Origin of the sequence: Rhizobium sp. BK196 (genome assembly GCF_014193255.1) — a bacterium.
Lineage (GTDB): Bacteria > Pseudomonadota > Alphaproteobacteria > Rhizobiales > Rhizobiaceae > Rhizobium.
The window spans coordinates 79,383-94,337 of record NZ_JACHZB010000007.1 but is presented as its reverse complement, the minus strand read 5'-3'; the positions used below and the strand labels follow the sequence as shown (position 1 = coordinate 94,337).

General features: G+C 59.2%; 14 protein-coding genes. 11 read left to right on the top strand and 3 right to left on the bottom strand.

What is annotated here, in order from left to right:
• Positions 1-35: 35 nt before the first annotated feature.
• The 3 genes from FHT78_RS21680 to lysS all read left to right on the top strand — a co-directional run bounded on the left by FHT78_RS21680 (position 36) and on the right by lysS (position 4,119).
• Entirely contained in the window at positions 36-785 is a 750-nt protein-coding gene (locus tag FHT78_RS21680; protein WP_183748521.1) for a TerC family protein, read from the top strand.
• A 360-nt stretch (positions 786-1,145) separates the two neighbouring features.
• Entirely contained in the window at positions 1,146-2,600 is a 1,455-nt protein-coding gene (gene gltX, locus FHT78_RS21675) for a glutamate--tRNA ligase (RefSeq protein WP_183748520.1), read from the top strand.
• A gap of 22 nt (positions 2,601-2,622) precedes the next feature.
• Complete coding sequence (lysS, locus tag FHT78_RS21670) at positions 2,623-4,119, top strand: lysine--tRNA ligase (RefSeq protein WP_183748519.1); 1,497 nt, start codon at positions 2,623-2,625, stop codon at positions 4,117-4,119.
• A 109-nt stretch (positions 4,120-4,228) separates the two neighbouring features.
• On the opposite strand, the gene FHT78_RS21665 is transcribed toward lysS, so the two are convergent.
• Positions 4,229-4,954, bottom strand: coding sequence for a hypothetical protein (locus tag FHT78_RS21665; RefSeq protein WP_183748518.1), 726 nt, complete (start codon positions 4,952-4,954; stop codon positions 4,229-4,231).
• Positions 4,955-5,132: 178 nt separating this feature from the next.
• Here FHT78_RS21665 and FHT78_RS21660 point away from each other — a divergent pair, with 178 nt between their 5' ends.
• The 8 genes from FHT78_RS21660 to FHT78_RS21625 all read left to right on the top strand — a co-directional run bounded on the left by FHT78_RS21660 (position 5,133) and on the right by FHT78_RS21625 (position 13,400).
• A complete protein-coding gene (locus FHT78_RS21660) occupies positions 5,133-6,041 on the top strand; it encodes a LysR family transcriptional regulator (RefSeq protein ID WP_183748517.1) in 909 nt (302 codons plus the stop codon).
• A gap of 120 nt (positions 6,042-6,161) precedes the next feature.
• Positions 6,162-7,322 (top strand): ABC transporter substrate-binding protein, encoded by a 1,161-nt coding sequence (locus FHT78_RS21655; RefSeq protein ID WP_183748516.1) that lies wholly within the window; start codon positions 6,162-6,164, stop codon positions 7,320-7,322.
• A gap of 206 nt (positions 7,323-7,528) precedes the next feature.
• Entirely contained in the window at positions 7,529-8,515 is a 987-nt protein-coding gene (locus FHT78_RS21650; RefSeq protein WP_183748515.1) for an ABC transporter ATP-binding protein, read from the top strand.
• Complete coding sequence (locus FHT78_RS21645) at positions 8,512-9,474, top strand: ABC transporter permease (RefSeq protein ID WP_183748514.1); 963 nt, start codon at positions 8,512-8,514, stop codon at positions 9,472-9,474. The genes FHT78_RS21650 and FHT78_RS21645 overlap by 4 nt, the downstream gene beginning before the upstream one ends.
• A complete protein-coding gene (locus FHT78_RS21640; protein ID WP_183748513.1) occupies positions 9,464-10,279 on the top strand; it encodes an ABC transporter permease in 816 nt (271 codons plus the stop codon). The genes FHT78_RS21645 and FHT78_RS21640 overlap by 11 nt, the downstream gene beginning before the upstream one ends.
• 75 nt (positions 10,280-10,354) lie before the next feature.
• Positions 10,355-11,782: a gamma-aminobutyraldehyde dehydrogenase gene (locus tag FHT78_RS21635; protein ID WP_183748512.1), complete on the top strand. Its 1,428-nt coding sequence runs from the start codon at positions 10,355-10,357 to the stop codon at positions 11,780-11,782.
• A 181-nt stretch (positions 11,783-11,963) separates the two neighbouring features.
• Positions 11,964-13,070 carry a LuxR C-terminal-related transcriptional regulator gene (locus tag FHT78_RS21630; protein ID WP_183748511.1) on the top strand — a complete coding sequence of 369 codons (1,107 nt, stop codon included), beginning with the start codon at positions 11,964-11,966 and terminating at the stop codon, positions 13,068-13,070.
• 156 nt (positions 13,071-13,226) lie between these two features.
• Positions 13,227-13,400, top strand: coding sequence for a DUF1328 domain-containing protein (locus tag FHT78_RS21625; RefSeq protein ID WP_183748510.1), 174 nt, complete (start codon positions 13,227-13,229; stop codon positions 13,398-13,400).
• 38 nt (positions 13,401-13,438) lie between these two features.
• Here FHT78_RS21625 and FHT78_RS21620 read toward each other — a convergent pair whose 3' ends face one another.
• Both FHT78_RS21620 and FHT78_RS21615 read right to left on the bottom strand, forming a co-directional pair.
• Positions 13,439-13,885 carry a DoxX family protein gene (locus tag FHT78_RS21620; RefSeq protein ID WP_183748509.1) on the bottom strand — a complete coding sequence of 149 codons (447 nt, stop codon included), beginning with the start codon at positions 13,883-13,885 and terminating at the stop codon, positions 13,439-13,441.
• Positions 13,886-14,251: 366 nt separating this feature from the next.
• The gene (locus FHT78_RS21615) at positions 14,252-14,920 is read right to left on the bottom strand and encodes a DUF1345 domain-containing protein (protein ID WP_183748508.1); all 669 of its coding nucleotides are present in this window, start codon (positions 14,918-14,920) and stop codon (positions 14,252-14,254) included.
• Positions 14,921-14,955 lie beyond the last annotated feature (35 nt).

Below are 14,955 nucleotides of genomic sequence, written 5' to 3'. Positions count from 1 at the left end.
CGCGTCCTTAGGTGACGCAAAGGGGAAATACGCCGATGCAGGATATCATGACGCTCATTCAGGACCCGGCTGCCTGGGTGGCGCTTGTCACGCTCGTGGTGATGGAAGTGGTTCTCGGGATAGACAACCTAATCTTCATCTCCATCCTCACCAACAAGCTGCCGCCCGAGCATCGGGAAAGAGCCCGCAAGACCGGTATCGCCCTTGCTCTCGTCATGCGTCTTGCCCTGCTCGGCACGGTCGCCTGGATCGTTCAGCTTACCGAACCGCTCTTCGAGCTTTTCGGCCACGGCTTCTCCTGGAAGGATCTCATCCTGATCGCCGGCGGTCTCTTCCTTGTCTGGAAGGCCACCAAGGAAATCCATCACAATGTCGATCCGGAGGATCATCAGGAGAACTTCATTGCCGGCAAGACGGGCACGAGCTTCGCCTCGGCGATCGGCCAGATCCTTCTGCTCGATCTCGTCTTCTCGGTGGACAGCATCATCACCGCCGTCGGCATGACGCCGCATCTGCCGATCATGATCGTCGCCGTCATTGCCGCTGTCACGGTCATGCTCGTCGCCGCAACGCCGCTCGCCAATTTCATCGAGCGCAATCCGACGATCGTCATGCTGGCACTGGCGTTCCTGCTGATGATCGGCACGACCCTGATCGCCGACGGTATGGGCTTCCACGTGCCGAAGGGCTATGTCTACGCCGCCATGGCCTTCTCGGCCCTCGTCGAGGTGCTGAATATGTTCGCAAGAAACGCGCGCCGGCGAAAGCGCGAGGGCGGCCACTAAGTCCGTCTATCCATCTGAGACCCAATCGTCGTCTCCGCCTTACTCGGTAAGGCGGAGGTTCTTCTGCGCACTGGCGGCCTTGCTGAAAAGCACAGACATCGCCTGCTTCATGTCGTCGGGCTTCACCTCGAAGAACAGATCATCCGAAGCGGCCGCCGGAGAGGCCGGAAGAAGCCCGCCAAAAGCGGTTTTTCTTGACGCGCCCTTTTGAATATGGCCTAAGCGCAACCATCAGGATAATCGGCGGATTATGCGGGCAGACGCCTTCCTCCAGCCGATTTCCAATAGATATCTGCATTCTCCAGGCCGGACGTCGCTTTCGCTGAAAAGCCGCTCGGCATTCATTGACGGGCACATAAAATGACAGCTTCCGGCGTCCGCGTCCGCATCGCTCCCTCGCCGACCGGCGAGCCGCATGTCGGCACCGCTTACATCGCTCTCTTCAACTATCTCTTTGCCAAGAAGCACGGTGGCGAGTTCATCCTGCGCATCGAGGATACCGACGCGACGCGCTCGACCCCTGAATTCGAAACGAAAGTGCTGGATGCGCTGAAGTGGTGCGGGCTGGAATGGAAGGAAGGCCCCGATATCGGCGGCCCCTACGGCCCCTATCGCCAGTCCGATCGCAAGGACATGTATCAGCCCTACGCCCAGGAATTGCTGGACAAGGGCCATGCCTTCCGCTGTTTCTGCACGCCCGAGCGGCTGGAGCAGATGCGCGAAAGCCAGCGTGCCGCCGGCAAGCCGCCAAAATATGATGGTCTTTGCCTGACGCTGAAGGCCGAGGAGGTCACTTCGCGCATGGCGGCCGGTGAAACCACCGTCATCCGCATGAAGATCCCGACCGAAGGCTCGTGCGACTTCACCGACGGCGTCTATGGCGATGTGTCGATCCCGTGGGATTCCGTCGACATGCAGGTGCTGATCAAGGCTGACGGCATGCCGACCTATCATATGGCCAACGTCATCGACGACCATCTGATGAAGATCACTCATGTCGCGCGTGGTGAGGAATGGCTGGCCTCCGTGCCGAAGCACATTCTGCTCTATCGCTATTTCGGCTGGGACCAGCCGGTATTCATGCATCTATCGCTGATGCGCAATGCCGACAAATCCAAACTGTCGAAGCGCAAGAACCCGACCTCGATTTCCTACTATTCCGCGCTCGGCTATATCCCCGAAGCGCTGATGAACTTCCTCGGTCTGTTCTTCATCCAGATTGCCGAAGGCGAAGAACTGCTTGATATGGACGAACTCTCGGAAAAGTTCGACCCGGAAAACCTCTCCAAGGCCGGCGCGATCTTCGACATCCAGAAGCTCGACTGGCTGAACGGCCGCTGGATTCGCGAAAAGCTGTCGGAAGAGGATTTCCGCGCTCGCGTGCTGACCTGGGCGATGGAAAACGACCGCCTGATGGCCGGCCTGCGCCTGTCGCAGACGCGCATTTCCAAGCTCGGCGAACTGCCGGATCTTGCAGGCTTCTTGCTGAAGTCCGATCTCGGCCTGCAGCCGTCGGATTTCGCCAAGATCAAGTCGCCGCCGGAAGAGATCCTGGAGATCCTCAACACCGTTCAGCCAGATCTCGAAAAGATCCTTGAATGGAATGTCGAGACGATCGAAGCTGAATTGCGTGCCGTCGCCGACCGAATGGGCAAGAAGCTGAAGGTCGTGGTAGCTCCTCTCTTCGTGGCCGTTTCCGGCTCGTCGCGCTCGCTGCCGCTCTTTGATTCCATGGCGATCCTCGGCCGTTCGGTCGTGCGCCAGCGCCTGAAGCTCGCCGCGCAGGCCGTCGCAGCCCTCGTCGGCTCGAAGTAAGAACTGTCAGAGGAATTCGACAATGGCTGACAAAAAGACCGAAAGCACCCTTTCCTCTGACGCAACGGAAGTGCGCGCCCAGAAGCTGAAGCTGCTGCGCGAGCAGATCGGCGACGTCTATCCGGCACATTTCCACCGGACGATGACCAATGCCGAATTGGCCGCGAAATACGAGGGCCTGGAACCCGACGTCGAGACGCAGGATGTCGTGACCGTTGCCGGCCGCGTCTACTCGTCGCGCAACTCCGGCATGTTCATGGACATCCACGATGCCGGCGGCAAGATCCAGATTTTCAGTCACAAGGATACGACCCCGGAAGAGGCCCGCGCGCTTCTGCCAATGATCGACATCGGCGACATTATTGGCGTCACCGGCATCGTGCGCCGCACCAAGCGCGGCGAGCTGACGATCAACGCTCAGAAAATCGAGATGCTGACGAAGTCGCTGCTGCCGATGCCCGAAAAGTGGCACGGCCTGTCAGACATCGAGCTGCGCTACCGCAAGCGCCACCTCGACATCATGACCAACGAGGAATCGAAGCTGCGCTTCCAGCAGCGTTCGAAGATCCTCTCCGGCATCCGCCGCTTCATGGAAGACGACGGCTTCATGGAAGTCGAAACGCCGATGCTGCACTCGGTCTACGGCGGCGCCACCGCCGAGCCATTCAAGACGCATCACAACACGCTGAAGCTCGACATGTACCTGCGCATCGCGCCGGAACTGTTCCTGAAGCGCACATTGGTTTCGGGCCTCACCGACAAGGTGTTCGAGATCAACCGTAACTTCCGCAATGAAGGCGTCTCCACCCGGCACAACCCGGAATTCACCATGATGGAGTGCTACTGGGCCTATGCCGACTACGAGGACATCATGGACCTCGTCGAGCGGCTGTTCGAGAGCTTAGCGCTCTCGATCCATGGCACGACGGAATTCCCCTTCGGCGACAAGACCATGTCGTTCAAGGGACCGTTCAAGCGCGTTCCGATGCCTGATGCCGTCAAGGAAGTCACCGGCATCGACTTCCTGGCGATGAAGACCGACGAGGAAGCCCGCGCCGCAGCCAAGGCCTCCGGCTTCGAGGTCGAGAAGGACTGGACCTGGGGCGAGTGCCTAGCCTTCATCTTCGAAGAGAAGGTCGAGCAGACGCTGATCCAGCCGTCGCATGTCACGCATTTCCCGAAGGACATCTCGCCTTTCGCCAAGGAAGTCCCTGGCGAGCCGCGCCTCGTCGAACGTTTCGAGACCTATTGCAACGCCTGGGAACTCGGCAACGCCTTCTCCGAACTCAACGATCCGGAAGAGCAGCGCCGCCGCATGGTAGAGCAGCTCGAGCAGGCTCATGCCCGCGGCGAGAAGGCAAAACAGCTCGACGAGGAATTCCTCGATGCAATCGACCAGGGCATGCCGCCAGCAGGCGGCCTCGGCATCGGCGTCGACCGCCTGATCATGTTGCTTACCAACGCGCAGTCGATCCGCGACGTTATTCTCTTCCCGGCTCGCCGTAGCAAGGCCGACTGAAGAACGCGCTGTTTGAATGAAGAAACGGAGCGCCCGTAAGGACGCTCCGTTTTGCGATTCCTCATTGATGATGAAGAGCATCAGGCCTGCGGCCTGACGATTTTCGGGTTTAGTGCCCGCTCTTGGCAGGCGGCTCCTCTGCGGGGGCGGCTTCTCCCGGAGCAGCTGCATCTTTGGCAGCCTGCTCTTCAGCAGATGGTTCCTCGGCTTCCTTCAATGCTGTGCCACCAGCAACCGTCTTGCTCTCTTTCTTGGTGGAAGCAACGGCCACCGGGTCGATGCAATCGGCCGGATCCTTGAGGCTCGCATTCAGCGCTGCGATCCGATCGTCTGCCAATTCGATACGTTCGCCGTAAAAAAGGCCCTGCTCACTCGCCTTGCCGTCGTAATAGCGGGCAGTATAGGGCTTGTCGTTGAGACCTTCGACCATCTTGTCGGGATGCGCGATATAGACCACGTCGGCGCCGATCGCCCGACCGCGAATATCTGAGCGCAGGGTCGGACCGTTCTCGTCGAGGACGACGACCTGCACCAGATCAGGCTTTTGTGCTTCATAGACGGCCTGGGCGACACGCAACGCCGTCTTGATGCGCGTCATGCCGTCGACAGGTTCGGTCTTGATATATTTACGGACCCAGACATGATCCTGCTTCTTGATCGTAACGAGATTGACGTCGGTGCAGGCCACGCCATCGGCGGCTTCCTCGTCACCCAGCAGCCTGTCTTTACCGACATAGACCGCAGCACCGCCGGAAACGCCCGCCAACAGGGCGCTACCACCGATGATCAAAGCCAATTTCCGGGAAGGCCGGAACATGCGCAGTAAGGCCTTCACGCCAACTGCTCCGCCATCTGAAACTCCAACGCAATACAAGTGACTGTTAAGCTAGGGAAATGACGTTTCCGAATCTTTAAGTGGGCCTTCCGACTTTGTCTCGAAGTGGCAAAATACCAAAAAAGGTCCAGCTGCTCCCGCGCTTGCCAGAGCGCGCGCGCGCATGCTCTAAAATGCCATGGCCTTCACGCTTCGCCAGATCCAGTACTTCATCGCCGTTGCCGAACAGGGTTCGGTCACGCGCGCCGCGCAGAACCTGTCGATCTCCCAATCCTCGATAACGGAGGCGCTGAAAGAACTCGAAAACGACCTTGGCGTCGTGCTGTTCGAGCGTCACCCACGCGGGCTCTCGATCACCCACAACGGCCATCAGTTCCTGCGGCACGCCACGAAAATCCTGGCAACGGTTTCGGATGCCCGCACCAGCTTCTCCGGCCAGCGGAACATACCCTCCGGCACGCTCAATATCGGCGTCACCTCGCTCGTCGCCGGCTATGTGCTCTCGGATCTGCTGGCCCGCTATCGCCGCGCCTGCCCAGGTGTGGAGGTCAGCGCCATCGAGGACAATGGCAGTTACCTCGAGCATTTGTTGATCGGCGGCGAACTGGATGTTGCCGTCATGGTGATTTCAAATCTGCGTGATCGCATGGCGCTGCAGGCCGAGATCCTCGAAACGTCTCCCTATCGCCTCTGGCTGCCGATGGGTCATCCGCTGGTTTCGGCGGATATCATTTCCATTGCCGATATCGCCCGCGAGCCGCTGATCATGCTGACAGTAGATGAAATCGAGGAGAATACCGGCAAGTTGCTGACCGCGCTCGGCGCCCGGCCGCACGTCGCCTTCCGCACCCGCTCGGTGGAAGCGGTGCGCAGCTTGGTCGCGACAGGTGCGGGCGTAGCGCTCTTGCCCGATCTCGTCTATCGTCCGTGGTCGCTGGAAGGCGACCGCATCGAAAGCCGCGACGTTTCCGGTTCTCTGCCTGTCGTGCAGGTGGGCATGGTCTGGCGCAAGGGCTCCAGCCTGCCGCAGGCGGCACGCGATTTCGTGGCCATCGCGGAAAATATGCGTTCGGGAAGATCTCGGTAGATATCGGAATTTCCGATATCGTCTTTCTGATAAATGAATTTGCGAAACCAGCCATTCCGCGTCACCTTTTCTTCCGGGAACAAAACGCCGCAAAAGCGGCACCGAACCGGGAGACAGACGATGAAGCATCTTCTGAAATCGTGCACTGCCGCGCTCGCGAGTCTGAGCTTCGCGACGCAGGTCATTGCCGCCGAACCGCTGAAAGAATTGGGCAAGGGCGAAGGCGCCGTCAGCATCGTCGCCTGGGCCGGCTATATCGAGCGCGGCGAAACCGACAAGAATTACGACTGGGTTACCGACTTCGAGAAGGAAACCGGCTGCAAGGTTTCCGTCAAGACCGCCGCCACCTCGGATGAAATGGTGGCGCTGATGAACGAAGGCGGTTTCGATCTCGTCACCGCCTCGGGCGACGCGTCGCTGCGCCTCGTCGCCGGCAAACGCGTCCAACCGATCAACACCGATCTCATCCCGAGCTTCAAGACAGTCGACGAGCGCCTGCAGAATGCGCCCTGGAATACAGTGAACGGAGTCCATTACGGCGTGCCCTATCTCTGGGGGCCGAATGTGCTGATGTATAATACCGAGACCTTCAAGGATAAGGCGCCGACGAGCTGGAACGTCGTTTTCGACGAACAGAAGCTGCCGGACGGCAAATCCAACAAGGGCCGCGTGCAGGCCTATGACGGCCCGATCTACATCGCTGATGCCGCTCTGTATCTCATGGCGCATAAGCCCGATCTCGGTATCAAGGACCCCTACGAGCTCAACGAGGACCAGTACAAGGCCGCTCTCGACCTGCTGCGCGGCCAGCGAAAGATCGTCTCGCGCTATTGGCACGATGCGATGATCCAGGTCGACGACTTCAAGAACGAAGGTGTCGTCGCTTCCGGCTCCTGGCCGTTCCAGGTCAACCTGCTGCAGGCCGACAAGCAGAAGATCGCCTCCACCTTCCCCGAGGAAGGCGTCACCGGCTGGGCCGACACGACCATGCTGCATGCTGACAGCGAACATCCGAACTGCGCCTATATGTGGATGGAGCATTCGCTGAAGGCCAAGGTCCAGGGTGATGCAGCCGCCTGGTTCGGCGCCGTGCCCTCCGTTCCGGCTGCCTGCAAGGGCAATGAACTGCTGACCGACGCCGGCTGCAGCACCAACGGCTATGATCACTTTGACAAGATCAAGTTCTGGAAGACGCCGGTCGCCAAATGCTCGAGCGAGAGCGAATGCGTGCCTTATCATCGCTGGGTGTCCGACTATATCGGCGTGATTGGCGGGCGGTGACGCCAGGCCGGTTCGCGTAAGCAAATTCCCTCCCTCAGCCCCTCCTCACCAAGAGGGGCCAGAGTGGTGCCGCCAAATTCCTGCCGAAACGCCGAAAGGTTTGAGCGTGGGCGCGGCAGATTAAACCCCTCCCCGTGTGGGGAGGGGTTTAGGGCAGGGTCTTTTTGAAGATCAAAGCCTCTCTCAGATACAGCTCCGGAGCCCCTATGACGTCAGCCGTCCGTTTCCTAAAGGTCTCTCGCTATTTCGGCGCCGTGCGAGCCGTCGATGGCGTCGATCTCGAAATCGCGCCGGGCGAATTCTTCGCCATGCTCGGCCCATCCGGCTCCGGCAAGACCACCAGCCTGCGGCTGATTGCAGGCTTCGAACAGCCGACATCGGGACATATCGAAATCTTCGGCGAAACCGCCGAAGGCGTCCCGCCCTATCGCCGCAACGTCAACACCGTCTTTCAGGATTACGCGCTTTTCCCGCATCTCGATATCCTCGACAACGTCGCCTACGGGCTGATGGTCAAGGGTATGGGCAAGGCGGAGCGGATCAAAGAGGCAGAAAAGGCGCTGGAACTGGTGAAGCTACCCGGTTACGGCAGCCGCCGTCCAGGCCAGCTTTCCGGCGGCCAGCGGCAGCGCGTGGCGCTCGCCCGTGCCCTCGTCAACAAGCCCCGAGTGCTCCTGCTCGACGAACCGCTCGGCGCTCTGGACCTGAAGCTGCGCGAGCAGATGCAGGAAGAGCTGAAGAGCCTGCAGCGCGCCCTAGGCATCACCTTCATCTTCGTCACCCACGATCAGGGGGAGGCCCTCTCCATGGCCGACCGCGTCGCGGTCTTCAACAATGGCGGCATCGTTCAGCAGGGTACGCCGCAGGATATATATCGCCGTCCGAAGACCCGCTTCGTCGCCGATTTCGTCGGCTCGTCCAATGTCATTTCTCCTGACGTGATGACGGCCCTCGGCGGCGAAAAGCGCTGGGCGAGCCTGCGCCCCGAGGCAATCCGCCTTTCAGGCGAGGGCATTGAAGCGAAGGTCGAAAGTGCGAGCTTCCTGGGCGCCGCAACCCGCCTCACCGTAGACATCACTGGATCGCGCCTGCATGTCATGCTGCCAGCCGGCAGCGATATACCCGATATTGGCACCGCCATCCGCCTCGCCTGGCAGCAGCGTGACGTGCACTACATGGATGATGCGGCATGACAACGCTGGCGATCACCAAGCCGGAAGCCTCGATCCTGCCGCAGCGCGGCGGTTTCTTCGGCCGCCTGTCGGACAGGTTCTGGCGCCACCCGAAACTGCTCTTGTTGCTGATGCTGACACCGCCGCTGCTCTGGCTCGGCATCATTTATGTCGGCTCGCTGATCGCACTCTTGCTGCAAAGCTTTTTCTCGATCGACGATTTCTCGGGAATGGTGAATTACGACTTCACCCTCGATACCTATGCGCAGCTTTTGAACCCCGGCAATTTCGACATCATCGTCAGAACCATCCTGATGGCAGCGCTGGTGACGGTCGCCTCCGCCATCGTCGCCTTCCCGATCGCCTATTACGCCGCCCGCTATGCGCGAGGAAAATGGAAAGCCCTGTTTTACCTTGGCGTCATGCTGCCACTCTGGTCGAGCTATCTCGTCAAGATCTATGCCTGGAAGCTGATCCTCGCCAAGGAAGGCATCCTCACCTGGTTCTTCGACAAGCTCTATCTTTCCTGGCTTCTCGACACCGTCCTCGCTTTGCCCGTGGTCGGCGGCAATTCGCTCTCCGTCAGCTATCTCGGCACCTTCATCGTCTTCGTCTATATTTGGTTGCCCTATATGATACTGCCGACACAGGCAGCACTCGAACGCGTGCCCGGCAACCTGATCGAGGCCTCAGCCGATCTTGGTGCCACGCCGCACCAGACATTCCGCACCGTGCTTTTCCCGCTGGCGCTGCCAGGCATCGTCGCCGGCTCGATCTTCACTTTCTCGCTGACCTTGGGCGACTACATCATCCCCCAGATCATCGGCTCATCCCGCCTTTTCATCGGCCAGGCGGTCTATACCCAGCAGGGAACGGCCGGCAACGTGCCGCTCGCCGCCGCATTCTCGGTCGTGCCGATCGTCATCATGGCGATCTATCTCTGGCTCGCCAAACGCATGGGGGCTTTCGATGCGCTCTGATCGAGGACAGAAATCGCCCCTTATTCTGAAGATCGCGGCCGCGTGCGGCCTGCTCTTCCTGCATTTGCCGATCCTGTTGATCTTCGTCTATGCCTTCACAACCGAGGAGAAGAGCTATCAGTGGCCGCCGCCCGGCCTGACGCTGCAATGGTTCGGCATCGCCTGGAATCGCCCGGACGTCTGGTCGGCACTCGGCCTCTCCCTGCAGGTCGCCTGCATTGCGACGGCAGTCGCACTGATCCTCGGCACGCTGTGCGCCGCTGCCGTCAGCCAGACGAAGTTCTTCGGCCGCGAAGCGATCTCTCTGCTCGTCATCCTGCCGATCGCGCTGCCGGGCATCATCACCGGCATTGCGCTCCGCTCCGCCTTCAGCCTGTTCGATATTCCTTTCTCGGTCTGGACGATCGTGCTCGGTCACGCCACTTTCTGCGTCGTTGTCGTCTACAACAATGCCGTCGCCCGTTTCCGCCGCACGTCAGGCTCGCTGATCGAAGCATCGATGGATCTCGGCGCCGACGGCTTCCAGACCTTCCGGCATGTGATCCTGCCGAATATCGGCACGGCGCTTCTGGCCGGGGGCATGCTGGCTTTCGCTCTGTCCTTCGACGAAGTCATCGTCACCACTTTCACCGGTGGTCAGCAATCCACCCTACCGATCTGGATGCTCGAAGAGTTGATCCGCCCGCGCCAGCGCCCCGTCACCAACGTGGTCGCCATGATGGTCGTGCTCGTTACCTTCCTGCCGATCCTGGCAGCCTATTATCTCACGCGCGACGGCGACCAGATCGCCGGTGCCGGTAAATAACCCGGAGCAAGATACGGAAAGCGTCAAACGCTTTCCTGCCCTATCCCGCTCCACCAACGCAGAGGGAGAATGTCCATGGACACGCAAATGCTGATCGGCTCGCGCTTCGAGACCGGCACTGAAACGGAAGAACACATCCTGAACCCGAAGACCGGCGAGACGGTGCTGAACCTCCCCGAAGCTTCGCTCAGTCAGATCGATGCCGCCGTGGATGCTGCTGAAAAGGCTTTCGTTGCCTGGGCGCAGACGACGCCATCCGAACGCTCCGCCTATCTCCTGAAAATTGCCGATGCCATCGAAAGGGACGCACAGGGTTTTGCCACGCTCGAAGCGCTGAATTGCGGCAAGCCGATCAATGCCGTGCTGAACGACGAAATCCCCGCTATCGTCGACTGCTACCGCTTCTTTGCCGGCGCGGTGCGCAATCTGCACGGGCCTGTCGCCGGTGAATATCTCCCCGGCCACACTTCGATGATCCGCCGTGACCCGATCGGCATCGTCGGCTCGATCGCGCCATGGAATTACCCTTTGATGATGATGGCCTGGAAGCTGGCGCCCGCGATCGCAGGCGGCAATACGGTCGTCTTCAAGCCATCGGAACAGACGCCGCTGACGGCACTGAAAATGGCAAAGCTCCTCTCCGAAATCCTTCCCGAGGGCGTGGTTAATCTCATCCTCGGCCGTGGCGAAAGCGTCGGCAATGCGCTAATCAATCATCCGAAAATCAACATGGTGTCGATTACAGGCGATATCGCGACCGGCAAGAAAGTGCTGCAGGCGGCTGCAAAGACCGTCAAGCGCACCCATCTGGAGCTTGGCGGCAAGGCGCCTGTCATCGTGTTCGACGATGCCGATATCGATGCCGTCGTCGCCGGTATCCGCACCTTCGGTTACTACAATGCCGGTCAGGACTGCACCGCCGCCTGCCGCATCTACGCCGACGCCAAGATTTACGAGAATTTCGTCGCCGACCTGACCTCCGCCGTCTCCAGTATCCGTTTCAACCATGCCGACGACACTGAGAATGAGATCGGCCCCCTGATTTCCAGGCGGCAGCGCGACAGAGTCGAAAGCTTCGTCACTCGCGCCTCCGAACATAAGCACATGGAAATCACCACCGGCGGGAAGGTCTCCGGCGACAAGGGTTTCTTCTTTGCGCCCACCGTCGTCGCGGGTGCCACACAGGAAGACGAGATCGTCCGTCGCGAAGTCTTCGGCCCCGTCGTCTCCGTCACCCGCTTTACCGATGTCGAGGATGCAGTAACCTGGGCGAATGACAGCGATTACGGCCTCGCCTCCTCTGTATGGACCAGGGATATCGGCCGCGGCATGAAGACAGCCGCGCGCCTTCAGTACGGCTGCACCTGGATCAACACGCATTTCATGCTGGTCAACGAGATGCCGCATGGCGGCCTGAAACAATCCGGCTACGGTAAGGACATGTCAAACTATGCCTTGGAAGACTATACCGCTGTCCGACATGTGATGATCAATCACGGATAGTTGAACTATACCGACTTGATCTTTCGTGAAAGTCACTGCCGCCATCAGTGACTTTTATCACCTTGTCATAATACAACTGAAAATACTGTTTTTTTGAACGTTGAATTGCCGTTCACCCCATTCGGCAGCTCGCGATAATTGTGGTTCCTCGTCGGATTAAAGAGATCAATCGGCATTACTTATGGCGACGCGCATCGATATTTCCGAGCTCGAAAAAGCCCTGGATGGCTTACTGGAATCCGCACTTGTCGCTGATAGCTGGGAGCGCACGTTGGAGCAGATCAGCCGGGCCACCGGTTCCACCGGCACGCATATCATGCCGGTGCGCGGGAAATTCCCCTCCGGCTTCCTGAGCACGCCGAATTTACTGGAGGCTTTCGAAGTCTATTTCGACGAAGAATGGTACAAGCGCGACTTCCGCGAACGCGGCCTTGTGGTTGCGATGACCAAGGGTATCGTCATCGAACACGACATCGCCGGCGAGGAGGAATTCAACCACCAGATCTTCTATACGGACTTCCTGGCCCGTTTCGGCTTCCGTTACTCCGCGATGGTGGGCTTCACCTCCGGTGATACGATGCTGAGCCTCAACCTGCAGCGCCGCATTCAAGACCAGCCGTTCGATCGCGATGACGAGCGCCTGCTCGTGAGGATGCAGTCGAGACTGACCGCCGCAGCCGAGATCATTCGCGCCCTGCATGTCGCCAAGATCGACAGCATGAGCGAGGCATTCGAGCTCGCCGGCACTGCCGTGGTCTTCTTCGATCGTCTTGGCCGCGTCACCCGGCTGAACCAGCGGGCGGAGATGCTGCTCGATGGCGATATCCGGCTTCTCGATCAGGAACTTGTTGCGCTCAGTCAGGAGGAGACGGGGCTCCTGCGGCGCCACCTGCAGGCAGTTCTTTCAAAGGAGCCTTTCGCCAATCCTGCCGTCTCCACGCCGGTTCTGTTTTCCCGCCCCGGAAAAGGACCCCTGATAATCCGTGCCCAGCGCCTGAACGGAGTACCGGCCGAACTCTTCTCGCACTCCGCCGCCGTCGCCATCATCACGGATCTCTCCGAACGCACGGCCCCGAGCCGCGATCTGCTGCGCCGGCTCTTTTCGCTCACTCCTCAGGAAACGACGGTAGCGCGCCTGCTGATGGATGGTTCGTCGCCACGCCAGATCGCGGAAATATCCGGTTTGACCTACGAGACGACGCGCGGCTACGTGAAGAAGGTTCTTGCCAAGACTGGCACACAACGCCAATCCCAGCTTATCTCGCTGCTGTCGAGCCTGAAAATCTAGGCCTGATGAAACCAACGACGCTTTCCCCGAAACGGTAGACGCAGCTTCGAAAACCACTGCAGGCCGGAGATACCTTCAGGAACGGCGTTTTCAACGATTTGGAACAAAATCCGCGTTGATGCGTCTTGCCTGCGGCAATCACGGAGGAAGATATCCATGTTAAAATGGGCTCTGATATTTCTCGTAGTTTCGATCGTTGCCGGCTTTTTCGGCTTCTCCGGCATTTCGGCGGCGACCGCGACAATCGCGCGCGTGCTCTTCGGCATATTCCTCGTCGTCTTCCTGATCTTCCTGATATTGGCCTTGATGGCAGGGCAGGCAATCTTCTAGCCGCGGAGGCCATTTCAGGCCGCGTAACGGCGGCAGTTCTACAGCATGCCTATCAGCCAGGGATGCAGTCCCTTTGCCTGTCGCTTCAGAAGACCGTCGACCGAGATTGATCCTGCTCCCCGCACCGCAAGCACGAACATGCCGCCGGCGATTGCCAGATCTTTCTCGAAATGCAGCAACTCGTTCTGACTTGCAAAATTGGTATGGAACAGAAAGGCCGTCGCAAGGCAGAACAGCCCTAGCGCCGTTGCGCCGAGCCGGCAGAGAAGGCCAACGGCTACGGAAAGGCCGGCGCCAATCTGCAGAGCAATGACGGCAAACGTCACCAGCGCCGGCAGGCCAAGCTTTTCGAAGGTCGCAAGCGTCGCAGGGATATCTGCGATGAGCGATGAACCTTCATGCAGAAAAATCAAGGATAGGAGAAGCCTACCCAGAAGAAGAATGAGGTCGGCCAACCGGGGCTGGCTTGCAGCGTTTTCCATCATATCCTCCGCTTCTCAGGAGCAGGCGGAAAACTGCCTATTCCTGCCGTTGATGTGTCGGTCGCTCGCCGCCCTTGCGGCGTTGGCTTCCTGAGTATCTTCAGGTTCCTCGCAGCCGTCGGGGTAAAGCACAGAGAGCCCCAAGATATTTACGTGCGCCTTACGATCGAGCTGAAGTTCCAGCGCTGCGTAGACAGGTCAGCGACATCCGGGAATCACCAGTGTTGCACAGGATCTTCCTCATCAGATTGTAAACCTCTTCCCGCTGATTATCTTTAGCGGAATCGCAACGCTCGGCGAGTGCCCGCGTCGTTCTTCGCTCTGGCTATTCTGCAAAGTTCAGACCCTCTTCGGAGCCGCAGTAAGGCCCTAAAGCAGGCTCGCCCCGACATTGATCGCAAGTGCGAGAATTGTGGTGTTGAAAAGAAACGACAGCAGCGCGTGCAGCAGGGTGAATTTGCGCATCGTCGTCGAAGTGACAGCGATATCGGCCGTCTGCGCCGCGACACCGATTGTGAAAGAGAAATAGAGGAAGTCCCAATAAGCGGGCTCCTCGATTCCATCAGGGAATTTAAGCCCTTCGCACTTGTCCGGACCGCCATAGAAATAATGGGCATAGTGGATCGTGAAAAGCGTGTGCAGGAAAAACCAGGAGATCATGATGGTCAAGATCGCCGCAGCCGCCCGCCACAGCGCGACATCTGCCGGTGCATCCTTGATCGAATGAAGCTCGATCCCGATGCCGGCAATGCTGGCAAGAGCCGCTGCAATCGATAGGAAGAGCAGGAAAATATCGGAAAAATCGAGATCTTCCGATCGTTTTTTGATGCTTTCAACGGTCGCCCGAAGCATCTTGCGCCAGCTCAGCCCTATGAAGAAGGTCGCCGAGGCATTCCAGCCGAACAGGATGTTGCTGGCGCTGACCTCCCGTGAGGTCAGCGCCAGAAAGACGATGAGACCGCCGAGCACCGAGAGGATGAAACTCGCATGTTTGCAGGCAAGTGAGATCAGCGAATTTCCGTCATCCTCGTCAGCCACTGCAATCCCCCGCCCCTATGCCCTTGATATCAACA

Bases quoted from the DNA above. Each gene is read 5' to 3' on its own strand.
- FHT78_RS21680 (WP_183748521.1), top strand. From the start codon at position 36: ATGCAGGATATCATGACGCTCATTCAGGACCCGGCTGCCTGGGTGGCG.
- gltX (WP_183748520.1), top strand. From the start codon at position 1,146: ATGACAGCTTCCGGCGTCCGCGTCCGCATCGCTCCCTCGCCGACCGGC.
- lysS (WP_183748519.1), top strand. From the start codon at position 2,623: ATGGCTGACAAAAAGACCGAAAGCACCCTTTCCTCTGACGCAACGGAA.
- FHT78_RS21660 (WP_183748517.1), top strand. From the start codon at position 5,133: ATGGCCTTCACGCTTCGCCAGATCCAGTACTTCATCGCCGTTGCCGAA.
- FHT78_RS21655 (WP_183748516.1), top strand. From the start codon at position 6,162: ATGAAGCATCTTCTGAAATCGTGCACTGCCGCGCTCGCGAGTCTGAGC.
- FHT78_RS21650 (WP_183748515.1), top strand. From the start codon at position 7,529: ATGACGTCAGCCGTCCGTTTCCTAAAGGTCTCTCGCTATTTCGGCGCC.
- FHT78_RS21645 (WP_183748514.1), top strand. From the start codon at position 8,512: ATGACAACGCTGGCGATCACCAAGCCGGAAGCCTCGATCCTGCCGCAG.
- FHT78_RS21640 (WP_183748513.1), top strand. From the start codon at position 9,464: ATGCGCTCTGATCGAGGACAGAAATCGCCCCTTATTCTGAAGATCGCG.
- FHT78_RS21635 (WP_183748512.1), top strand. From the start codon at position 10,355: ATGGACACGCAAATGCTGATCGGCTCGCGCTTCGAGACCGGCACTGAA.
- FHT78_RS21630 (WP_183748511.1), top strand. From the start codon at position 11,964: ATGGCGACGCGCATCGATATTTCCGAGCTCGAAAAAGCCCTGGATGGC.
- FHT78_RS21625 (WP_183748510.1), top strand. From the start codon at position 13,227: ATGTTAAAATGGGCTCTGATATTTCTCGTAGTTTCGATCGTTGCCGGC.
- FHT78_RS21620 (WP_183748509.1), bottom strand. From the start codon at position 13,885: ATGATGGAAAACGCTGCAAGCCAGCCCCGGTTGGCCGACCTCATTCTT.